Genomic DNA, 22,462 nt, shown 5'->3' with positions numbered 1-22,462 from the left:
GAAAGATTTTCATGAAAATTAAATTTCGCACTGCAAAAATACACTCATTTTTTTTAGTTCTAAGACGTTTAACGTGTATTTAACACGTCAGATTAGTTTAGGATTGCTTTCAATTAGTAAATATCTTCTTATAATGAGTAGTTTTTTATTTTGTAAAATGTAACTTTATAATTCGAAATTAAATCAAAATTAAATCAAAATTAGATGGAACTGACTTGGACTGAATTTGAAAGAGTAGAAATGCGTGTGGGAACCATTTTAGAAATAAATGATTTTCCTGAAGCAAGAAAACCAGCGTACCAATTAACGATTGATTTTGGAACCAAAATCGGAATCCGAAAAACATCGGCGCAAATAACCAAACGTTATCAGAAAGAAGATTTACTCAACCGCCAAATCGTAGCGGTAATCAATTTTCCTAAAAAACAAATTGGGAAATTCATGAGCGAATGCTTGGTTTTGGGTGCAGTAGGGGAAGAAGGAGATGTGATTTTATTGGCGCCCGATTTTAAAATTGAAAATGGATTGCAAATAGGGTGATTTATGACTCTAAAGTACTGACTCTTTTTACCTCTAAGGTCTCATATTTATTGTGAATAGCTAAGATTATAACGCCAAACAATACTGCAGCTACAATAAGTATTGCATTCAAAACTCCTTCTGTGCCAAAAGAAAGCTTTATTAATATTGTTGATATGATAAAACCTGAATTGCGAATGACTCTATTGAATTTATCTGAAAGGAAGAAGGAAAACAATAGTAAAAGCACTTCAATTAAAATCAGAATTGTAAAAAAATCAGCAAAGAAAATTTTATTAATGTCTTTAATTTTAACAACGATTTGCGTAATTGAAAAGAAATTTTCGTAAATCCAGTGGGCTAAACTGTATATTGAAAGCACCAAAAATATAGGGATGAGCCCGATAGCAAAAATATTTTTTAGCTTTATGAATGAATTGATGTCCAACGTTTTTTGGAGTTTAGACTGATTAATTTCATTTTTTTTGTTGAGGTTGTAAAAGATAAATATTAAAAAGAACAATATTATTGTAGACACAATGTCAAAGGTAAAATTCACATTAGCTTTCGAATCAAACCAATTAGAGTTTAATTCTAATTTGGTTAAGTCTTTAAAAATTCTTCGGATGATAATTAGAGTGATAATTTCATATTGTTTGCCAATATAGATAGTTGTCGATTTAGGAAGATAATAGACTAATAGGTAAACTTCATAAATCAAAATAAAGGAGAATGGAGTGTAAATTGCAGATATTGGATTACTTAATAATTTGGAATAATCATTGATCAAAATAATTTTAAGGTCAACTAAGGCAATGATTGCTAAATGCAATAAAAAACTTATTATTGCTAACGAAACAAAGAAAATTTCAGCTCTTTTTTTAGTTTTTTCAGATAAAAGTGCGGCGTATAAAAAACTAAATAATGAATTGGCTTCTTTCATGTGTTGTCAGTAATTTTAAATGCTTTTCGTTCGGTTTAATTGCTATTTTACGATAATTTGTCAGAGGTTCAAATAATTTTAAATAAAGTCTCAAAAAAGATGAGATTAAGCCCTGAAAATTTCTATTAAAAAAGGCTCTCACTACCTTTTAGCTCTGCGTTAATCCACAAAAATATTTGAACGTAGATTTTCATTATTGTAAGTATTGGATAAATGTAATTAAATAACATGTAAAATTATCTGGAAAACAATCTTTTAACTTCCGTTTAAAGAGGAGAATTGCATGAATTTCGGTAATAGTTAAGCTCAGATTTGATGCTGAAATTTTTAAATAGTTAATTTACTATTTGGAAAGAATAAATTTATTAGCACGAATTTGTGGCTTATTTTCGCTAGAAAGCAAGGAAGTTAGTTATTCCATTTAAATTAAAAACGTACTGACATTGTATAATAATGAATGCTAATTTCTTTGTTAAGCTGTTTATAACACACTATTTTTTAAATTACTCCCGGAATTAGCGGTCGTAATGTGATTTACAATTTAAAATCAGTTTTTATTTAAAAAATTCGTACCATTAGTATTAAAAAATAATACATTTTAATTTTCAATTGGAAGATTTTCCAGTTGTCCCCATTCTGTCCAAGAACCATCGTAGACGGATTTGGGATTTTTACCAATCAATTCATAAGCAATTAAATCGATGCAGGCAGTAACTCCGGAACCACAAGTAAATATTAGAGGTCTGCTGTCAGTTTTCAGAATTTTGACTAATTCTTCTTTTGGTAAAAATTTGCCGTTTCTTAAAAGTTGTGTGTATGGCATATTTAGGGAGCCGGGAATATGGCCACTTCGCAATCCGGGTCTGGGTTCACTGCCAATTCCTTTAAATCGGTTTTCCGTACGAGCATCAATCAGAACCGAGTCTTTAGTTTGTATGTTTTCTAAAATTTGTTCTTTGCTTTTGACCAATTCTGGATCAAATTTGGCTTCAAAATTCCCAATAGTATAGTTTAGAATTTCCGGTATTGGTTCAACGGGATACTTTTGACTAATCCATTCCGGTAGACCGCCATCCAGAACAGCAACATTTTGATGTCCCATTACTTTAAACAACCACCATGCTCTTGGACTGGAATAAACGCCCAGATTGTCATAAATTACAACGATACTATTCTTGTTAATCCCTAGTTTTCTGGCTTCAAATTCAAACTGTTCAGGATTAGGAATCGTGTTGGGTAAAGGATTATTGGTATCGCTAAACGTGTTTTTTATATCAAAAAAACGAGCGCCTTTGATGTGAATATTTTCAAGATCTGTTTCTATATTGGATTGCTTCTCTTTGAAACTGGCATCGAGGAGTATTAAGTTTGGATCTTTTAGATTTGCTTGAAGCCATGCTGTACTTACGATTGGTTCTGTCATTTTAGTTGTTTCTACTGTTTAGTGAAATGTACAAAAAAAGTCCAAAAATCAAATGACTTTTGGACTTTTTTATTGGTAAGTAAGTAACTAAAAATTAAATATCATCAAATTCTATATCTGTAAAAGTTGATGTTTGCGGTATAATTTCATCATCTGATTTTTCAGATGCATATTCTTTTTTGAAATCTTTTTGGTGTCTTTCTGAGATTACTTCTTCGCCTTTGTGGTTCAAAACGTAAGATGTCATTTCTCCTAAAATTTCTGCGAAAGCAGCGAAATCTTCTTTGTATAAATAAATTTTATGCTTTTTGAAATGGAAAGATCCATCCTCTTCGGTAAATTTCTTACTTTCTGTAATGGTAATGTAATAATCATCTGCTTTTGTCGCTCTCACATCAAAGAAATAGGTTCTTCTTCCAGCTCTTAAAACTTTAGAAAAAATCTCTTCTTTTTCTAACATGTCATGTTCTCTCATAATCCTTTCTATCAATTTATGGTTGTTAACTAGTACCCAAAAATCTATAAAAAATATGTATTATACAACAATTATAGCATTTCTTTTTCTGAAAGTTGTTTCAAATACAAAGCCGCATAATACCCTTCTTGATTTATCAATTGATTATGAGAACCTTGTTGGATGATTTGTCCTTTATCAATAATTATAATTCTATCAGCATTTTTAGCTGATGACACACGGTGGCTTACAATTATAGTTGTTTTGTCTTTACAAATTTCGTGCAGGTTATTCAATATCGCTTCTTCTGTCTCCGTATCAACGGCCGACAAACAATCATCAAAAAGTAAAATAGGAGGATTCTTAATAATGGCTCTGGCAATGGAAACTCTTTGTTTTTGACCTCCGGAAAGTGTAATTCCTCTTTCACCCAACACAGTTTCGTATTGTTTATTAAAGCCCATGATGTTATCATGAACAACGGCACTTTTTGCTGCTGATTCCACTTCTTGGATGCTCGCATTCTCCTTGCCAAACATAATATTATTCTTAATACTGTCTGAAAATAAAAACGCATCTTGCGGAACGATACCAATGCTGTTTCGCAAATCAAAAAGATTGACGTTGCTTATTTCACTTCCGTCAATGGTTATTTTTCCATCGGTTACATCATACATTCTGGAAATTAAGGATAAAATGGTAGATTTTCCAGATCCTGTTTTCCCTAAAATAGCTAAAGTTTCTCCTTTTTTAACGGTGAAAGATATGTTTTGCAACGCTTTGATATTAGTATCCTCATATGTATAGCTTACGTTTTCGAAAGAGATCGAGCCTTCGATTATGGATTTATTTTCGTTTTTATTTTTTATCTCCGGTTCAATTTTAAGGAATTCATTTAATCTTTTTTGAGACGCTTCTGCTTCCTGAACCATCGAAGAAACCCAGCCAAGTGAAGCTACAGGCCACGTCAGCATGTTGACGTACAAAATAAATTCAGCAATGGTTCCAATGCTATTTATGGAACCGTTGATGTACATTAAACCTCCAAAATAAATTACCACCAAGTTACTGATACCGATAAGCGCTAACATTAAAGGACCGAATAAGGATTGTACTTTGGCTAAATTCAAGCTTTTACTTTTGCTTTCATTGGCTAAGCTCACCATGTTATTTTGATGTTGGCCTTCCAGTGAATACGCTTTTATCACACGGATTCCTGAAAATATTTCTTGCGAAAAACTGGAAACTTTAGATAAATATTGCTGAAAAATGGTGCTCCTTATATTGATTTCGGAACTTAACTTGAAAATTGTATACGATAAAATGGGTAAAGGTAACAGCGTATAAAGTGTCAAAGTTGGGGATACATTATACATATAGACAATTACGATTGCAAAACGAATAACAGTATTAATCGTGTACATTACCGCAGGACCCACATACATTCTTACTTTTGAAACATCTTCGCTGATGCGGTTCATTAAATCTCCGGTACGATTTTGCTTGTAAAAATTTTGAGATAAATTCTCATATTGGCGGAAAACTTCGTTTTTCAAATCGAATTCTATGTGTCGGGACATGACAATTAAGGTTTGTCTCATCAAAAAAGTAAGAAATCCGGCAATGATTGTTGTGGCAATAATCAGTAAAATATTCGAAATTAATTCCTCATGAATGACTGATTTGGCTATGGTTTTATCTTTGGCAAAAGCCTCAATTACCTTGAAAGATTTGCTGATCAACTTTGGGGTGAAAAGCATGAAAATCTGTGCAATAATGGTAAAAATAATTCCCAGTAAGAAACTGTATTTGTATTTGACGAAGTATTTATTTAAATAACGTAATTCTTTCATTTTTTATGATATTCTGTGTTGAAATGATTTTATTTCTAAGTTAAAAATTTGTTTTTATTATTTTTACCGATAAATTTTCGATTACTCTAATTGATGAATTAACAAATTTTAGACAAAATGTTGATGCATATTTATATTTTATGTAAATTTGAAATGTCTTTTTGACGAATTCGTAATTTATCACTATAAAAACTTACACTATGAATGCAGCTTTCACAACTGGAAAGGAACTTCAAAAAATGGATCCCGTTTTTGGTCAATTATCATTTGATGATCACGAACAAATTGTATTTTGCAACGACAAAGATACAGGTTTAAAAGCAATTATTGGTATTCATAATTCGGTAATGGGTCCAGCTTTAGGAGGTACGCGAATGTATAATTACGCCAATGAATGGGAAGCATTAAATGATGTTTTGCGTCTTTCACGCGGTATGACTTTTAAAGCAGCGATTACAGGATTAAATATTGGTGGCGGTAAAGCTGTGATTATAGGAGATGCAAAAACGCAAAAAACGCCCGAGTTGATGCGCAAGTTTGGTGAATTTGTACACGGTTTAAGCGGAAGATATATTACTGCTGAAGATGTGGGAATGGAAACCGCAGATATGGATATCGTTAGAGATGTAACACCATATGTTACCGGAATTTCTGAATCAAGAGGTGGTTCTGGAAATCCGTCGCCTGTTACGGCTTACGGAGTATATTTAGGAATGAAAGCAGCTGCAAAACAACAATTTGGTTCTGATATTTTGAGTGGCAAGAAAGTATTGGTTCAAGGAATTGGTCATGTTGGTGAAACTTTAGTTGATTATTTGACCAAAGAAGGAGCAATCGTTACTATTGCTGATATCAATGAAGAAAAACTGAATGAAGTAGGAGCGAAGTACCATGCAGAAATTTTCAGAGGAGACGATTTGTACAGTGCAGATGTTGATATTTATGCGCCTTGCGCCATGGGAGCAACTTTAAATGACAATACAGTTTATAAAATTAAAGCAAAAGTAATCGCCGGAGCTGCTAATAATCAATTAGCTGATGAGAATGTTCACGGTGCAATTTTACAGGAAAGAGGGATTTTATATGCTCCCGATTTCTTGATTAATGCAGGTGGAATCATCAATGTTTACGCTGAATTAGCGCATTATGACAAAGCAGAAATCATGCGTAAAACAGAAAATATCTATAACACAACATTGGAGATTTTTGATTTTGCAATTGCTAACAACATGACAACACATCATGCTGCTTTGACTATTGCCCAAAATAGAATCAATCAAAGAAAAATAGAGAACAGTAAAAAGTAGTTTTCAGTGCTCAATTATCAGTATTCAGGGGATGTTTTAGTAGCATTTACTGAGTACTGTTGATTGATTGCAGTAAAATAAGCGATTATATATTTTATTTTAAAAAATGAAATACTTATTTTTGCACCCTAATTAATAAAAGTTCTTACAAGGTGGTAAATAGAAGACACATTCGCGTTAAAGTCATGCAGTCCATTTATGCGATGCATCAAAGCGGTTCAGATAATTTGGAAAAAGAAGAAAAATTCCTTTTTTACAGTATCGACAATATTCAAGATTTATACCTTATAATGCTTTCTTCGCTGATTGAAATTTGCAAAACAGAAACTATCTTTTTGCACAAATCAAGTTTGAAACATCTTGCAACTCCTGAGGAACGCAAGCCTAACGAAAAATTCATCAAAAACAGGATTTTTCAAATTCTTTCCGAAAATAATTCATTAAGTATTGCTCTGGAAAACCGTAAGATCAATAATTGGACTTTAAACGACGATTATATTTTATTGCTTTTGAATGATATCAAGGCGAGTCCATTGTATGCGCAATACATGAGTAATGACGTGAACACGTTTGAGGAAGACCGACAGTTTATCGTTGATTTATTCATGGAAGTTATTGTTCCAAACGAGAAATTGTATGACTATCTTGAGGATGATAAATTGACTTGGGTTGATGATATTCCGTTAGTGAATACACATATTATCAAGCAATTGAAAGCGATTAAGGCTGGTGAAGATGATAATTTCCGAGTTCCAAAATTGTATAAAGACAATGAGGACAAAGATTTTGTGAAAGATTTGTTTAGAAAAACAGTGCTTAACGAATCAGAATTAGCTAAAGAATATGTAGATAAAACGCCTAATTGGGACAGTGAGAGAATTGCCGAGATTGATACTATTATTCTGAAAATGGCAATTTGTGAATTCTTGAAATTCCCTTCTATTCCTGTAAAAGTTACACTTAACGAATATTTAGAGGTTGCCAAAGAATATTCTACACCAAAAAGTAGTATTTTTATCAACGGAATTTTAGACAATTTAGTAAAAGAACTGCAAACCAGCAAAAGAATTATAAAAGCCGGTCGTGGTCTAATGTAATAATTAACAAATAAAAAGAGAATCAAAATTATGGAACAGTTAACTCAATTTGCACCGTTTATATTAATGTTTGTGGTGATCTATTTCTTTATGATCAGACCACAACAGAAAAAAGCAAAACAAGAAAAAGAATTTGAAAGTACACTAAAAGTAGGTGATAAAATCATCACCAAAAGTGGACTTCACGGAAAAGTTTCTGAGCTTGCAGATACAACTGTTGTTGTAGAAACGATGTCAGGAAAATTGAAAATGGAGCGTTCTGCGATTTCTATGGAAATGAGTGCTATTTTGAACAAAAAATAATTTTCATTTTATAAATTAAAAAAAGTCTCAACCGGAAAATATTCGGATTGAGACTTTTTTTTTGCATAAAAAAGAATAATATTATTTTTTATTCTTTTTATTCTTCTTTGCTTTTTTAGATTTTGCTTTGGCTTTTTTAGCTTTGATCTTCGCTTTTACTTTTGCTTTCTTCGCTTTGTCCTTTTTCGCTTTTTTTGCCTTTTTGGCTTTTGCTTTTTGCTTTGCTTTTTCTTTTGCGTCAGCTTTTTTAACCTTTTTCTTGTCTTTATCTTTCATCTTTATCTTCTTTTTAGTGTCTTTTTTAGTGTCCTTTTTACTTGGTTGTGCAGCAGTATCATCGTTGCTTTCAGCAGAAATGGTTATCATTTCTTCAATAATTTCAGTGATTACAGTTTCATTTTCAGGTTCGATAATTTCGGCAGGTACCACTTCAGGGTTAATAATTTTTGGTTTTCTGGTTCGGGTTGGTTTTACAACTTCAGGTTTTTCCAAAGACGGTTGTATCGTCTCTTCTTCTTCTTCTTTTTGTATCATAGTTTGTGTTTTTAGTATTAGATTTTGCTTTATTAAAACTAATGTTTCTTCTTGTTTTAATAAATTGTTAAGTTATTGTAAGTAAATATAGTGATTTAATCAATTGTCCAATGTTAAGCTTTTCTTTATTTGAATCTAAATTTGTACGAATACATGACAACGAAGTAAGCCAACTAAAAAATATAAGCAGAAATTAGAGATTAATTTTAGCATCAATTAGTAAAGTAAATCATTGCTAAGTTTGATTTTTTTTAATAAAAAAAGTCCCATTCCTGAAATTTCAGTAATGGGACTTAATCTTATCGGTATTTGTCATTAAGACCAATGCTATCGAGTATCATTGGGATGATTTTATCAATCCGGGAACGTTTAGTTTCTTCTCGTTTTGCACTTTCAATATATTCCATGAATTCATATTGCTTGTACGCTGAGAATTTCTGAAAAGCCGCTGCTAATTTTTGATTGGCAATTAATTCTTTTTGGAAAAACTCGGATAAAATTGGCATTTTCTTTTCAGGCTTACTCGTTTTTCCTCGCTTTTCATTTTCAATGGCTTCCTTTATATAATTCAGGACATCACCTTCATTGACTTCTTCTTTTGATTTAAAACGCCACTGCCGCAATGCTTTTGTAACACCTTCTTGTGCATTCACTAACAACTTTTTTTTGTCTTCCAATAGGACACCGTTGAAAAACCAAATGGCAAAGTAATTTTTGAATCCAGCAATTCCTATTACATTTTTGCCATTGAGGACATAAACAATTCCGCCCCATTTGCTAGTTTCTTCAAGTTCAGTTTTGACAATAATTGATTTTAGAAATTCTAATTCTTCTAACCAACTGTTGTTTTTATCCCAAATGTGAGTCGCTTTTGAGCATTCCAATAGATTATTTTTTAATAGCTACTTCTAGTGCAGTCAATTCGGCTATTTTTACAATAACTTCAACTGCTTTTTGCATGCTTTCAGCAGGAACATATTCATATTTTCCGTGAAAATTATGTCCACCAGCAAAAATATTTGGGCAAGGTAAACCTTTATACGATAATTGAGAACCGTCAGTTCCACCACGAATAGGTTTTATTAGCGGTTTGATTCCAATCTCCTTCATTGCTTTTTCAGCAATATCTACAATATGTTTTACAGGCAAAACCTTTTCTTTCATATTGTAATATTGATCTTTTATTTCGGCAGTAACAATATCTTCACCAAATTGTTTTGCAAATTTATTATTGATTTTTTTGGTTATTTTTTCAATTAGTTCTTTTCGTTTTTCAAACTTTTTCTTGTTATGATCGCGAATGATAAGTTCCAAAACAGTTTCTTCAATACTTCCTGTTAGGTGATGCACGTGAAAAAAACCTTCGTATCCTTTGGTTTCTTCGGGAGTTTCTCCAGAGGGCAATTCATTTAGGAAATTATTTGCAATCAACATGGAATTAATCATTTTACCTTTGGCATAACCAGGATGAACGCTTTTTCCTTTGAAAGTAATTTTGGCTCCAGCCGCATTAAAATTTTCGTATTCCAGTTCTCCTACTTGGCTTCCGTCCATTGTATAGGCCCAATCCGCTCCAAATTTCTCTACATCAAAATGATGGGCGCCACGACCAATTTCTTCGTCAGGTGTAAAACCAATTCTGATTTTTCCGTGTTTGATTTCAGGATTTTTGATGAGGAATTCCATAGCGGTGACAATCTCCGTGATTCCGGCTTTGTCATCGGCGCCTAATAGGGTTGTGCCGTCTGTAGTGATTAGAGTTTGTCCTTTGTAAAGCAGTAAATCTTTGAAATAATTAGGGGAAAGGATAATGTTTTTATCCGCATTTAATACAATGTCTTTACCATCATAATTTGGGACTATTTGCGGTTTTACATTTGCACCACAAAAATCTGGAGATGTGTCAAAGTGTGAAATAAACCCAATTGTAGGTACATCATGCGCTACATTACTAGGCAACGTTGCCATAATATATGATTTATCATCTATTGAAACGTCTTGCATTCCAATAGTTTTCAATTCTTCAACTAGTTTATTAGCTAAATCCCATTGTTTTTTTGTGCTTGGCGTAGTTTCTGAATTGGCGTCAGATTCTGTATCAATAACTACATAACTGATGAAACGGTCTATGATATGTTGCATTTTTCTTTGTTTTATGCAAATATAATCTTTTTTTTAGGAGGATTTAGAAGTAAAGTAAAGACTAAATTTTGTTTAATGTAATTTTGAATGAAAGAAGGATTGTATGCTAATTTGCAACGGAATAGAGTAGTCATAAAAAAACCACCCAAAGGTGGTTGAAATTTAGTTTCTTACTTTATTTAATTTTTTTTCAGCTTTCTCAAGATCTTCTTCCAGTTTATTGGTTTTAATTTGTTGCTTACTGATCTTTATATTTTCTTTTTCAATTTGAGTAGAAGAAAGGCTGCCTTTGGCAATTTTCTTATCTAATTTTTCCTTGCTTGTAATCAAGTTTCGTTGTGACTTATTTATTTTATCTTTTATATTCCGAACGGATTTCTCTCCGGAAAAAATTCGGCTTTGCTTTTTGTTAAAGTCCTTTTTTTCTTTTTCAAAACGCTCTTGTTCTTTCTCAATTTTTTTAGCTTCCTTTAAAGCTTTCTTTTCGGACTTAAGTTGGTCATTTAAGTATTTTGTATCTTCTTTGGTTTTACTGCTTATTGCCGTTGCTGTTGCTGCAATTTGAGTTGAATTAACTGCTGGAATTACATTATTTTTTGCATCCACTTTTATAGTTTCATTTTTTACTTTTTGTGCAAAAAAGACCTGAACTATAAAAAACAAAAAAAGCGTTGTTGTAATTTTCAATCTCATGGGAGTAAATATTTAATTAAAAAATGTAATTTTTATAAAACGATTCGATCGGTTAATCTAAAGTGTTTCTTCTATAATTGTATCATTTTAGATAGATAGAAAGAAAAGGATTCTTTATTGGCATTTTCTTCGTTGGCTAAAGCCAAATAAAATATGTTTATAACCACTTTTTGATTTGGCAAAATGATTTAAAAATTATTTTCCAAATATTTATTTATCGGTTAGATAATTCTATTTTTGCACAACACAACAACACCAACATGTACAAATTACTCTTACGCCCTATACTTTTTTGGTTTAATCCTGAAAAAGTGCATTATTTTACTTTTTCATTGATTCGCTTTTTGTCTAAAATTCCCGGATTTACAGCTCTTTTTAAAGCGCTTTATGAAGTAAATGATGTCAAATTAGAAACCGAAGTTTTCGGATTAAAATTTAAAAATCCAGTAGGTCTTGCAGCAGGTTTTGATAAAGATGCAAAATTGTATAAGGAATTGTCCAATTTTGGTTTTGGTTTTATCGAGATAGGAACGTTGACTCCAAAAGGTCAGGAAGGAAATCCCAAAAAACGATTGTTTCGCTTGAAAGAAGACAGCGCCATCATCAACCGAATGGGATTTAACAACGGCGGAGTTCAAGAAGCAGTGGAACGTTTGAAACAAAACAAAGGCGTTTTGATTGGTGGAAACATTGGGAAAAACAAGTTGACACCAAACGAAGAAGCGACTTCTGATTACGAAATATGTTTTGACGCTTTATACGATTATGTCGATTATTTTGTGGTTAATGTGAGTTCGCCAAACACACCAAATCTTCGAGCATTACAAGATAAAGAACCGTTGACACAACTTTTGCAGACGCTCCAAAATAAGAATTTGGCTAAGCCAAAGCAAAAGCCAATTTTATTAAAAATTGCCCCAGATTTAACAGATGAACAATTGCTTGATATTATTGATATTGTAAAAGAAACTAAAATTGCGGGGGTTATTGCTACTAATACCACGATTTCTCGTGAAGGGTTGCAATCCGAAAATAAAACAGAAATGGGTGGATTGTCAGGAAAACCATTGACACATCGTTCTACTGAAGTAATCCGATTTTTATCTCAAAAAAGCAATAAAGCCTTCCCTATTATTGGAGTAGGAGGAATTCATTCTGCTGAAGATGCAATTGAAAAACTAGATGCCGGAGCAAGTTTAATTCAGTTGTACACCGGTTTTATTTACGAAGGACCAGCATTGGTAAAGGCCATAAATAAGAAACTTTTAGAAAGATTACAGTAGTTTTACTTTACTTAAATAAAAAGAGACTCTGTATCAATTATGAATATAGAGTCTCTTTTCGTTGAACTAATAAAATTAAAGCAATTATTTTTTTTGGCTTTTATTACGATATTGATGGAGCAATTTTCTATTGAAATCTTCTTCAGCCTTTCTAAGTTTAATGATTTTCACTGAAGGTAATACGCCTCGCAAATTTTGAGTGAATTTTTTTCGCAATAAAAATAACTCTTCTTCAGTTTCTTCCATTTGAACTAAGAAATTATTAGCTTCTTTTTCAGATATTTTATCTAATGAGCCATCACTCATTCTTTTCATATAAGCGCGCATTTTTTGATGTCTTAGTTCAAATTGTTTGTCATCAAATGTGTTGTAAAGCGGCCAGAACTTTTCAGCCTCATTAGCTGTAAAATCAAGCTCAGTGGTAAAAAAAGCTACTTTCAACGCTTTTATTTTTTCTCTTTTTTCTTTCATACTTTCGCCTTGAGCGTAAAAGCTGAATGAAACAAATAAAAAGAGTAGGGGTAATAATTTTCTAACGTTCATTTTGTGATTTTTTAATTAAAGCTTAAAAAGCAAGTTTGTTATTTATTCTAAAATAAGATTTTCCAAATTTGAATTTCCAGATAAAAGATCTTCTATCGCTTCATCCTCTATTGCAATACTTGTATTCATGTTGTTAATGTCCTCATCTTCTAGGCCACTTATCAAATCATATTGATTTAGATTAGATTGATAGGTGATATAATTTTCTAATTCAGTTGCATCCAATTCATTGCTGCTGGCAGATGAGTAATTAAAAATTGGAATCATCATAGCAAGTACTAAAACGGCTGCCACCATAAGAATTAAATTTTTCCTTTTTTGAAAAATAGAAATAACTTTTGGTTCCCTTGCAGGCAATTGCTGCATCATTTTGACTGAGAAATTTTCAAAATAATGATCCGGTGTTTTAAATCCGGTTTCAATTTTAGGCTCGTTTTCTAATTTAAATGTTTTCATATTTTCTTTAGACGTAGTTAGTATAAAAAGGTTTAATTAGTAGATACAAAAGCTTCTATTTTTTTTACTGCGATATGATAGGATGCTTTTAATCCACCAACGGAAGTTCCTAAGATTTCAGAAATTTCTTCATACTTGAGTTCTTCAAAATATTTCATTTTAAAAATCAATTGTTGTTTCTCAGGTAATAGTGCAATAGCTTTTTGCAATTTTATTTGAATATCATTTCCGTCAAAAAACACATCAGCTTCTAGATTATCCAACGTTTTGTTTTGCAATGTTTCAGATGAGATGCCACTTATTTTTGATTTTTGTTTTAAAAAAGTCAAAGCTTCATTGGTAGCAATACGATACATCCATGAAAATAGTTTGCTTTCGCCTTTAAAATTCTTTAAATTTTGAAATACTTTAATAAAAGTATTTTGCAAAACATCATCTGTATCATCGTGGTTCAAAACGATATTACGAATGTGATTGTAAAGTGGTCTTTGATAATCTGCAATCAACCGCTGAAACGCTTGATTATGCGTTTTAGGGGATAACAATTGCTGAATAAATTCCTGTTCCTCTTGCAAAATTATTATTTATAGGTTAGAGTGTAATTTTTCAAAAAGGTTTAATCCACTCAATAATAATTTAAAATTCAGATTGCTCTTCTTCCTTATTCATAACTGGTTCAGGAGTTATTGCTGGCTCTACTTTCTTAATGGCAGCTGGAACATAAGATTTGACTGGAATTATTTTTGGCTGCAAAGGATAGTAAATTTCAGTGACCCATTTTGAAGGATTTTTAATTTCTGCTATACCTGTTGTGAAAACTTCCAAGTGTGAAAACGCAAGATCTGTTACAATTTTATTAGCATTAAGGTATATTTTTGTTTGATCCAGTGCTTTTTGAGTATGGGAATAATTACCGTTTAATGTTGTTTTAATGGCGTCGAATGGTTCAAGTTTTCCAGCTAAAATATCACTTCCTGAACTTGTTAAAATTTGAGTTTTTATGGGCACACAAAACGAAACTTTGGTCAATCCACTTGCTAAATCATAGGTGTGATAGAGTAAAAATGGTTTTCCATTCAACTCGATATTATTTTGTTTACAGAACGTAATGATTTTATAAAATACGATTCTTGAATTTTTAATAACGGTCGAAATTTTACTGTTGAAGGTTTGTTTCAAATAAAAGGTTCCAGTTTTTTTAGCTGGTCCGTTCACTTTTACCGTATAGGTGTTTATTTCAAAATCTAGCGTTTTATCAAGATTAGCTAAGCTTTTTTCATACATTTCACCAATGATTTTATCGATACCGCCATTAAATGCGGTGTATACTTTCATAGAAAAACTCATTTTTCCAATTGTTTTCCAAGTTACTTTTGTTCCTCCAATGGTATCTTTAAATTTCCAAAAAACCGAAGATTCAGAACCACCAAAGTTCATTTTCTGAGAAATACTATCGTTTTCTTTTACAAAAAGAGTTTTCATATCGCCGTTTCCATCTTTTCCTTCCCATGAATACGATGCTCCTGGACCAATTGTTTTACCTGGATAATTAATTTTAATCTCTGGATCTGCGGTAATCCATGAACCAAAATCTTCCCAGTTTCTGTAATCATTGACAAAATTAAAAACGTTTGATTTTGGAGAATTTATGATTTTACTTCTTTCTACGGTAAAATCTCCTTTTTGAGTAGCTACAAAAATGGATAAAGCCACAAAACTAAGCAGCAGTAAAAGAAATAAATATTTTAAAATCCTCATAATACACAGGTTTATTAATTTTTGTAAAGTTAAAGATTTAATTTACAAGTAGCAGAAAGTGTTAAATAAATATGATGGTAATTTGTTTAAAAAAATGGATGTATAGTTTGTGTATGTACTGATGGGGTTAAAGAATTGATTATAAATGTATTAAATTTAAAATTTCATACAAAAACAAGAATTTTGATAGTTAATTCCGATGTTTTTCAAAACAAAAAAATCCACTTTACAGTGGAATTGGATTCTTTGTTTAGAGAAAACTAACGTTTAAAAAATACTTTTATCAGGAACAAAATACCAATAAAAACTACAAATCCTATTACAATTTTGTAGTTCCCCTTGTAAAACTCATTGTGTATTTTGATATCCTTTCGATAGGAATAAATTGCAGCAATAACAAATGCAACAAAAAACAAGCCTGCAAACACTAATTGACCTTGACTGAACATAGTTTAAATTATTTCAGGCAAATTTAGTTAATAGTTTAGAAATAGTTGCTAATTTGCCTTTTCATTTAACAAAATAAAAAGATGCAAAAACAGATAAACTCAGTGAAAGAATTTCATACTGCTTTTAAAATTGGACACAGTGAAATTCCAATAGCTAATTTAGGCGAAAGTAAGCATGAACTTCGCTTTAATTTAATGAAAGAGGAAAACGAAGAATATCTTGAAGCAGTTAAAAATAATGACTTAATAGAAATTGCGGACGCATTAGGGGACATGATGTACATTCTCTGCGGTACCATTATTGAACATGGTTTACAACACAAAATAGAGGAAGTTTTTGACGAAATCCAACGTAGTAATATGAGTAAGTTAGGCGAAGACGGGAACCCTATTTACCGTGAAGATGGCAAAGTGATGAAAGGACCAAATTATTTTAAACCTGATTTTTCTAAAATATTAGAACATAAATAGAGTATTGGCGGAGTCTTAATATCTACAAAATACAAAAAGCGATTTTCATGGTGAAAATCGCTTTTTGTATGCATTCATAATGTTGAAAAATTATATTTTAACAGTCCATCCAAAAGTATCTTCTTCTAGTTTATTTTGAATATTAGTCAATTTGTCTTTCAACTGAATTGCTACTGTTTTTTCAATTTTTGGCAATTCATAGTATACGTCTTGGTATGAAAATCCTGATATCGGACTTATTACAGCCGCTGTTCCTGCACCAAAAATTTCTTTTAAAGTTCCGTTTTTCGCAGCTTCAACAAGTTCAGAAACTAAAACCGGACGAACCTCTACAGCAATTCCTTCACTTTTAGCCAAGTCGATTAGTGTTTTTCTAGTAACACCATCAAGAATTCTTTCACTAACCGGAGCAGTCAAAAGCGTTTCGTTTATTCTAAAGAAAACATTCATTGTTCCTGCTTCTTCTAGTTTGGTATGCGTGGCATCATCTGTCCAAATTACTTGTTGGAATCCTTCCTTGTTAGCTAATTCAGTCGGATAGAACTGCGCAGCGTAATTACCCGCAGCCTTTGCAGCTCCAATTCCTCCATTAGCAGCTCTACTAAAATGTTCCGCTATAAGTACTTTGACATCACCAGAGTAATAAGATGTTACTGGAGATAAAATGATCATGAATTTGTAGTCATTGGATGGATTTGCAATCACACCTGTTCCGGTAGCAATCATAAATGGTCGGATATACATCGCGTTCCCTTTACCTTTTTTGATCCAAGCTTCATCCAATTGCAACAATTGATTCAACCCATTCATGAATATTTCTTCAGGAACTTCAGGCATGGCCATTCTCACTGCGGATTTATTGAAACGTTTGTAGTTTTCGTCAGGTCTAAAAAGCCAAACAGCATCATTCCTATCCTTGTAGGCTTTCATGCCCTCAAATATAGCTTGGCCGTAATGAAAAACTCTTGTTGATGGGTCTAACAAAAAGGGAGCATAAGGTTTAATGACCGGTTGTTGCCATTCTCCATTTTTAAAATCACATTCAAATAAATGATCTGTGAAAACGGAACCAAAGCTTAAGTTTTCAAAATCTACTTCACTTATTTTTGAAGTAGCGGATTTTATAATTTCAATTTTGTTAGTTTGAGTGGTACTCATAATAATGTATTGTTTTTTAATTTTTTTTAAAGTTTTAGCTAAAGCTTAAAAAATCTGGTTTCTATAAATTGGCGTTTAATATTTGCAAAATTAAATAAAAATCAGCAAATTACTTATCAAAACAATATTAATTATAGCCTTTGACTACGATTTGTTTACGTTTTAGAAAATAAAAAAAAAATGAGCTTAATTCTATCGATTACATAATAAATAGTGATTTATCAGCAGTAAACGCATTAGTTTTCATTAATTTTGACAAGTTTAAAAAATTTCACACTCGAATAACTTTAGAAAATAATTTTGAAAAGAGAAATAATCCAAACACTTGATGGTTCAACAACCATCCACATAGCGGAATGGGACGAATGTTATCATTCTAAACATGGCGCCATTCAGGAAGCGCAGCACGTATTTATAAAAAACGGACTTTCGCTGTTTCCAGACAGGAATGTTTCTATTTTAGAAATTGGTTTTGGTACCGGCCTTAATGCTTTTATTACTTTTTTGGAGTCAAAAAAAAGGAATCAAAGCATTGATTATGTTGGAGTGGAAGCGTATCCAATTACGGTAGAGGAAATAGTGTCGATGAATTATGTAGAAGAACTTAATGCAGTGGAACAAAGTTCAATTTTTGACACCATGCATCAAAGTAATTGGGAAGAAAAAATTATTCTGGATGATGATTTCACATTGACGAAAAGAAAACAATTTTTTGAAGAAATCAATGATGAAAATAAATTTGACTTGATTTATTTCGATGCTTTTGGATATAGAGTACAACCTGAATTGTGGAGTACAGCAATTTTCGAAAAAATGTATAATGCGCTCAAACCAAATGGAGTGCTGGTTACCTATGCAGCCAGAGGTGTGGTAAAAAGGAGCATGATTGAAGTAGGTTTTACTGTTGAAAAACTCGCAGGGCCACCGGGAAAAAGAGAAATGTTTCGGGCTACAAAAAACTAAATAGAGTTGTTAAAACCTTTGTTTTCAATAGTTTGTTTTTGTTTTATTGATGTAAATTGTATCTGAAATAAAAAACTAAAAACTACGTTAAATAATTATGTTACAATTATAATTAATGTATTTTTACACCGATTTATTATTAAAATCTAACTTAAAATCTTCATTTACTATGTCGAAAATCATGTATGATTATACAAAATCAGTCCTAGAAAGAGTAAGTTTTGATCCGTTGCTTTTTTGCAAAGAGTTAGAAAAAGCCATCAAAATGTTGTTGCCTTATGAAATGGAACAATTGCGAGAATGGTTATTGAACTATACGATAGGAAAACCAGAGTTAAAACAATGTTTACTTATTGTAAATTCATAAAAAAAAGGAACCGCAAAAACGGTTCCTTTTTTTTATTTTTTATGAATAGAACTTATAATTTGTACGTTCTGAAAAACAATTGCACCTTTTATGACTCCGGCAATTGTACTTCTAAGAGCTTCAATTATTTGAATTTTCAATTCGCTTTTAGGAAAAATAAGGCTGACTTCCCGTGCCGGTTTTGGTTCCTTGAAATGGCGAAGCTTTAATTTATCTTTATCTTTTAAATCCAGTGTATGCAAATAAGGAAGTAATGTTGTTCCCAGACCCTCATCGGCTAGTTTTATTAAGGTTTCAAAACTGCCACTTTCTAATTGAAAATGTCCAATTTCATTTTTGCTGCTGTTGTTTTTGCACAAATTTAAAATTCCGTCTCTAAAACAATGACCATCTTGCAATAACAGAATCTCGTCTAAGTTTAGATCGGAAACTTCTATTTCTTCCTTTTGAAAATTATGGTGAGTTTCCGGAATGTACGCCACAAAAGGTTCAAAATACAATACTATTTCCTTGATTTTATCTTCTAATAATGGAGTTGCGGCTATGGCTGCATCCAGATGACCATTATTAAGTTTTGTAATAATTTCGTCGGTATTCAACTCTTCGATGATGAGTTTTACTTTTGGATATTTTTTAATGAAATTATTGAGGAACATTGGTAATAAAGTAGGCATTATAGTAGGAATTATTCCTAATCTGAATTCGCCGCCTATAAATCCTTTTTGCTGTTCTACAATATCTTGTATACGATCAGCTTCGTTGACGATATTTTTAGCTTGATTGACTATTTTTTGACCGATATCAGTAAGTTGAATTGGTTTTTTGGATCGGTCAAATATCTGAATGCTTAACTCTTCTTCAATTTTCTGAATTTGCATGCTCAATGTAGGTTGAGTTACAAAGCATTTTTCGGCCGCAAGAGTGAAATTTTTGTGTTCGGCTACAGCCAAAACATATTTTAATTGAGTTATTGTCATTTTTTATAGTAATATCTAATGCAAATATAAAAACAATCAATTTGACTTATAGTGTAAAGTGGCGTTTTCTTGCGTATTTTTGTTTAAAACAATAAATTATGAAAACAAATATTTTAGGATTACCAGTTAAAGAATCAGAATTGATCGTGAGTGAATTGAATATTTTGTTGTCTAATTTTCAAGTGTATTATCAAAATTTAAGAGGAATTCATTGGAATATAAGAGGGAAACGTTTTTTTGATTTACATGTTAAATTTGAAGAATTGTACACAGATGCCCAAATCAAAATTGATTTAATCGCTGAAAGGGTTCTTACAGTTGGGGGAACTCCACTGCATACTTTTGAGGATTACATAAAAAATAATCAATTAGTAGTAGGGAAGAATGTTTCAAACGACGAGAAAGCGGTTCATTTGATTGTTACTTCATTGTCACATTTGCTAAAAATAGAAAGAGGGATTCTTACTAAATCTGGGGAAATTAATGATGAAGGAACCAACTCAATGATGAGTGATTTTATATCAGAGCAAGAAAAAACAATTTGGATGATGCAAGCTTGGTTGGAAGAAACCTTATAGTTTTAGGAACGAAATAGAATAAGCCAGATGGAATCATAAGATTGTATTCTGGTTTTTTTTTGAATGTTAATTTTTTTTTAAATTTATTAGAACTTATGTTTTTTCTAATGAACTTAATTCTATTTTTGCGACAATGAAAATTATATCTAAAATATTTTTAATCATATTTTTCGCATTTCTTGTCACACCAACAATTGTTACTGTGATTGAGAAAAGCGCTGATATATCTATTTTCTATGGCATCTCAGAAGAAGAACATGCGCTTAAAGAAATCAAGGCTTTTCTTTATACCGATTATTTTTCAGAAGTTATTGTTCCAGTAGAATCATCTTCTAGCGCCATTCTATCTGAAAATCTATCAAAGCAAGATAAGATCACGTCCTCGATATTTATTCCCCCACCCAACGAGGTTTAATACAAGTATGATTTTGAATTATTTCAAAATCTTTCCTCGCATTACTTTCTGCGAAAAAAACGCTGTATTCAATTTTAGTTAGGTATTATGTCAAAAAAAATTAATCTTTTTGCTAACCTTAAATCCGATTTCGCATCTGGTTTAGTGGTTTTTTTGGTGGCGCTACCATTGTGTTTAGGTATTGCAATGGCTTCAGGAGCTCCCTTGTTTTCAGGAATTATTTCAGGAATTGTAGGAGGAATAGTAGTAGGATATTTAAGTACTTCACATATAAGCGTATCCGGTCCAGCTGCGGGTTTAACAGCTATTGTTCTTACGGCAATCACGGATTTAGGTGCTTTTGATATTTTTTTAACTGCAGTTTTCATCGCAGGTCTGGTACAATTAATATTAGGATTTGCAAAAGCGGGAAGTATTTCTAATTATTTCCCCACGAATGTTATTGAGGGAATGCTGGCAGGTATCGGAATTATCATTATTCTCAAACAATTGCCACACGCTTTTGGATACGATAATGATTTTGAAGGAGATCAAGCGTTTTCACAAACGGATGGCAGCAACACCTTTTCTACGCTGTTTAGTATTTTTGATTACATTCAAATTGGCTCAATTGTAATCACAGTAGTTTCTATGGTTATTTTGATTTCTTGGGATAAAGTTCCTTTCTTGAAAAAATTAAAATTAGTTCCAGGAGCTTTAATTGCGGTGGCTTTGGGTGTTATTTTAAATGAGATTTTCATGGCTAGCGGAAGTGCATTAGCTATAGGAAAAGAACATTTAGTTTCGCTACCGGTTCCATCTTCTTTCGAGGAATTTAAAGCAATTATTGTTACGCCAAATCTTTCTGGAGTAATGAATCCTAAAGTATGGGTGGTTGCATTGACCATAGCTATTGTAGCGTCTATTGAGACATTATTGAGTATAGAAGCTGCCGATCGAATGGATGTACAAAAACGGTACACTGACACGAATATGGAATTAAAAGCGCAAGGAATTGGTAATATGGTGAGTTCACTTTTAGGTGGTTTACCATTGACATCAGTGATTGTGCGTTCCTCTGCGAACAGCAATTCGGGGGCAAAATCTAAACTGTCGACTATTATTCACGGATCATTGTTATTAGTAAGTGTACTTGCTATTCCAGCGATTCTGAACAAAATTCCTTTGGCTACTTTGGCAGCTATCTTAATTTTGGTAGGGTATAAATTAGCAAAACCGGCAACATTTATACATTTTTGGGAAAAAGGGAAATATCAGTTTGTGCCTTTTATTGCCACATTACTAGCTGTAGTATTTTTAGATTTATTGAAAGGTGTAACCTTGGGGATTATCATCAGTATTATTTTTGTTTTAAAGGGAAATCTCAAGAGAGCTTACTTTTTTAGAAAAGAACAATATGCCGATGGTGATGTGATTCATATTGATTTGGCTCAAGAAGTCTCTTTTTTGAATAAAGCAGCCATTAAACAAACCTTGAATCATCTTCCGGAGAATTCAAAAGTGATCATTGATGCAAAAGATACGGTTTACATTGCACATGATATTTTGGATTTAATCTACGAGTTTAAAACTACAAGAGCGTTAGACAACAACATTAAGGTAAAATTAAAAGGATTTAAAAAAGCCTATCATCTGGAAAATAGTATTGAAACTCAGAATCATGTTTCAATTGAGCACTATTATGATGCGGCTAAAAGAGTTATGGTTAAAAAAGAAATCACCGACGTAGAATTTCTTAAACAAGATAATGGCAACTAAGTAAGGAATTCAAGCTGA

At 32.0% G+C, this 22,462-nt stretch carries 25 protein-coding genes; 11 read left to right on the top strand and 14 right to left on the bottom strand.

Translation table 11 applies throughout. The annotated features are described in order from the left end of the window. The first annotated feature begins 204 nt into the window (after positions 1–204). Positions 205–540 (top strand): tRNA-binding protein, encoded by a 336-nt coding sequence (locus tag DR871_RS15735; protein WP_113667081.1) that lies wholly within the window; start codon positions 205–207, stop codon positions 538–540. 1 nt (position 541) lies between these two features. Here the strand turns inward: DR871_RS15735 and DR871_RS15730 are convergent, their stop codons facing one another. From DR871_RS15730 to DR871_RS15715, 4 genes are all read right to left on the bottom strand, one after another. Further along, a complete protein-coding gene (locus tag DR871_RS15730; protein ID WP_113667082.1) occupies positions 542–1,462 on the bottom strand; it encodes a hypothetical protein in 921 nt (306 codons plus the stop codon). Between the two features lie 598 nt (positions 1,463–2,060). Further along, positions 2,061–2,885, bottom strand: a complete 825-nt coding sequence (locus tag DR871_RS15725; RefSeq protein ID WP_113667083.1) for a sulfurtransferase — start codon at positions 2,883–2,885, stop codon at positions 2,061–2,063. Positions 2,886–2,979: 94 nt separating this feature from the next. Then, entirely contained in the window at positions 2,980–3,360 is a 381-nt protein-coding gene (locus DR871_RS15720) for a PUR family DNA/RNA-binding protein (protein WP_099715976.1), read from the bottom strand. Between the two features lie 71 nt (positions 3,361–3,431). After that, complete coding sequence (locus DR871_RS15715; RefSeq protein WP_113667084.1) at positions 3,432–5,192, bottom strand: ABC transporter ATP-binding protein; 1,761 nt, start codon at positions 5,190–5,192, stop codon at positions 3,432–3,434. A gap of 200 nt (positions 5,193–5,392) precedes the next feature. Between DR871_RS15715 and DR871_RS15710 the strand changes: the two genes are divergently transcribed. The 3 genes from DR871_RS15710 to yajC all read left to right on the top strand — a co-directional run bounded on the left by DR871_RS15710 (position 5,393) and on the right by yajC (position 7,899). Then, positions 5,393–6,499 (top strand): Glu/Leu/Phe/Val family dehydrogenase, encoded by a 1,107-nt coding sequence (locus DR871_RS15710; protein WP_113667085.1) that lies wholly within the window; start codon positions 5,393–5,395, stop codon positions 6,497–6,499. 185 nt (positions 6,500–6,684) lie between these two features. Beyond that, the gene (gene nusB / locus DR871_RS15705) at positions 6,685–7,596 is read left to right on the top strand and encodes a transcription antitermination factor NusB (RefSeq protein WP_113667086.1); all 912 of its coding nucleotides are present in this window, start codon (positions 6,685–6,687) and stop codon (positions 7,594–7,596) included. A 30-nt stretch (positions 7,597–7,626) separates the two neighbouring features. Beyond that, positions 7,627–7,899 (top strand): preprotein translocase subunit YajC, encoded by a 273-nt coding sequence (gene yajC, locus DR871_RS15700; RefSeq protein WP_113634394.1) that lies wholly within the window; start codon positions 7,627–7,629, stop codon positions 7,897–7,899. 81 nt (positions 7,900–7,980) lie between these two features. Here the strand turns inward: yajC and DR871_RS15695 are convergent, their stop codons facing one another. From DR871_RS15695 to DR871_RS15680, 4 genes are all read right to left on the bottom strand, one after another. Then, positions 7,981–8,433: a hypothetical protein gene (locus DR871_RS15695; RefSeq protein ID WP_129752557.1), complete on the bottom strand. Its 453-nt coding sequence runs from the start codon at positions 8,431–8,433 to the stop codon at positions 7,981–7,983. A gap of 299 nt (positions 8,434–8,732) precedes the next feature. Further along, positions 8,733–9,317: a YdeI/OmpD-associated family protein gene (locus DR871_RS15690; RefSeq protein ID WP_113667087.1), complete on the bottom strand. Its 585-nt coding sequence runs from the start codon at positions 9,315–9,317 to the stop codon at positions 8,733–8,735. A gap of 4 nt (positions 9,318–9,321) precedes the next feature. Next, entirely contained in the window at positions 9,322–10,575 is a 1,254-nt protein-coding gene (gene pepT, locus DR871_RS15685) for a peptidase T (RefSeq protein ID WP_113667088.1), read from the bottom strand. A gap of 162 nt (positions 10,576–10,737) precedes the next feature. After that, complete coding sequence (locus DR871_RS15680) at positions 10,738–11,238, bottom strand: hypothetical protein (RefSeq protein WP_129752556.1); 501 nt, start codon at positions 11,236–11,238, stop codon at positions 10,738–10,740. A gap of 290 nt (positions 11,239–11,528) precedes the next feature. Between DR871_RS15680 and DR871_RS15675 the strand changes: the two genes are divergently transcribed. Continuing rightward, positions 11,529–12,551, top strand: a complete 1,023-nt coding sequence (locus DR871_RS15675; RefSeq protein WP_113667090.1) for a quinone-dependent dihydroorotate dehydrogenase — start codon at positions 11,529–11,531, stop codon at positions 12,549–12,551. Between the two features lie 84 nt (positions 12,552–12,635). On the opposite strand, the gene DR871_RS15670 is transcribed toward DR871_RS15675, so the two are convergent. The 4 genes from DR871_RS15670 to DR871_RS15655 all read right to left on the bottom strand — a co-directional run bounded on the left by DR871_RS15670 (position 12,636) and on the right by DR871_RS15655 (position 15,308). Then, a complete protein-coding gene (locus DR871_RS15670; RefSeq protein ID WP_113667091.1) occupies positions 12,636–13,094 on the bottom strand; it encodes a sensor of ECF-type sigma factor in 459 nt (152 codons plus the stop codon). A 42-nt stretch (positions 13,095–13,136) separates the two neighbouring features. Further along, positions 13,137–13,550, bottom strand: coding sequence for a hypothetical protein (locus DR871_RS15665; RefSeq protein ID WP_113667092.1), 414 nt, complete (start codon positions 13,548–13,550; stop codon positions 13,137–13,139). Between the two features lie 32 nt (positions 13,551–13,582). Continuing rightward, positions 13,583–14,125 (bottom strand): RNA polymerase sigma factor, encoded by a 543-nt coding sequence (locus DR871_RS15660; protein WP_113667093.1) that lies wholly within the window; start codon positions 14,123–14,125, stop codon positions 13,583–13,585. Positions 14,126–14,186: 61 nt separating this feature from the next. Next, positions 14,187–15,308 (bottom strand): SRPBCC family protein, encoded by a 1,122-nt coding sequence (locus DR871_RS15655; RefSeq protein ID WP_113667094.1) that lies wholly within the window; start codon positions 15,306–15,308, stop codon positions 14,187–14,189. A 530-nt stretch (positions 15,309–15,838) separates the two neighbouring features. Between DR871_RS15655 and DR871_RS15645 the strand changes: the two genes are divergently transcribed. Next, positions 15,839–16,228: a pyrophosphohydrolase domain-containing protein gene (locus tag DR871_RS15645; RefSeq protein ID WP_113667096.1), complete on the top strand. Its 390-nt coding sequence runs from the start codon at positions 15,839–15,841 to the stop codon at positions 16,226–16,228. Between the two features lie 90 nt (positions 16,229–16,318). On the opposite strand, the gene DR871_RS15640 is transcribed toward DR871_RS15645, so the two are convergent. Then, positions 16,319–17,386: a branched-chain amino acid aminotransferase gene (locus DR871_RS15640; protein ID WP_113667097.1), complete on the bottom strand. Its 1,068-nt coding sequence runs from the start codon at positions 17,384–17,386 to the stop codon at positions 16,319–16,321. Between the two features lie 300 nt (positions 17,387–17,686). Here DR871_RS15640 and mnmD point away from each other — a divergent pair, with 300 nt between their 5' ends. Further along, positions 17,687–18,349 (top strand): tRNA (5-methylaminomethyl-2-thiouridine)(34)-methyltransferase MnmD, encoded by a 663-nt coding sequence (mnmD, locus tag DR871_RS15635; protein WP_113667098.1) that lies wholly within the window; start codon positions 17,687–17,689, stop codon positions 18,347–18,349. Positions 18,350–18,518: 169 nt separating this feature from the next. Next, positions 18,519–18,716 (top strand): hypothetical protein, encoded by a 198-nt coding sequence (locus DR871_RS15630; protein WP_113633621.1) that lies wholly within the window; start codon positions 18,519–18,521, stop codon positions 18,714–18,716. Positions 18,717–18,748: 32 nt separating this feature from the next. Here the strand turns inward: DR871_RS15630 and DR871_RS15625 are convergent, their stop codons facing one another. Further along, a complete protein-coding gene (locus DR871_RS15625) occupies positions 18,749–19,693 on the bottom strand; it encodes a hydrogen peroxide-inducible genes activator (protein ID WP_113667099.1) in 945 nt (314 codons plus the stop codon). Positions 19,694–19,791: 98 nt separating this feature from the next. Here DR871_RS15625 and DR871_RS15620 point away from each other — a divergent pair, with 98 nt between their 5' ends. From DR871_RS15620 to DR871_RS15610, 3 genes are all read left to right on the top strand, one after another. Next, entirely contained in the window at positions 19,792–20,271 is a 480-nt protein-coding gene (locus DR871_RS15620) for a Dps family protein (RefSeq protein ID WP_113667100.1), read from the top strand. A 133-nt stretch (positions 20,272–20,404) separates the two neighbouring features. After that, positions 20,405–20,686: a hypothetical protein gene (locus DR871_RS15615; protein ID WP_113667101.1), complete on the top strand. Its 282-nt coding sequence runs from the start codon at positions 20,405–20,407 to the stop codon at positions 20,684–20,686. An 87-nt stretch (positions 20,687–20,773) separates the two neighbouring features. Beyond that, a complete protein-coding gene (locus DR871_RS15610) occupies positions 20,774–22,444 on the top strand; it encodes a SulP family inorganic anion transporter (protein ID WP_113667102.1) in 1,671 nt (556 codons plus the stop codon). Positions 22,445–22,462: the final 18 nt, after the last annotated feature.

Source organism: Flavobacterium petrolei (genome assembly GCF_003314435.2).
GTDB lineage: Bacteria > Bacteroidota > Bacteroidia > Flavobacteriales > Flavobacteriaceae > Flavobacterium > Flavobacterium petrolei.
The sequence above is the reverse complement of the archived record's forward strand: the minus strand, read 5'-3'. Positions and strand labels throughout refer to the sequence as shown.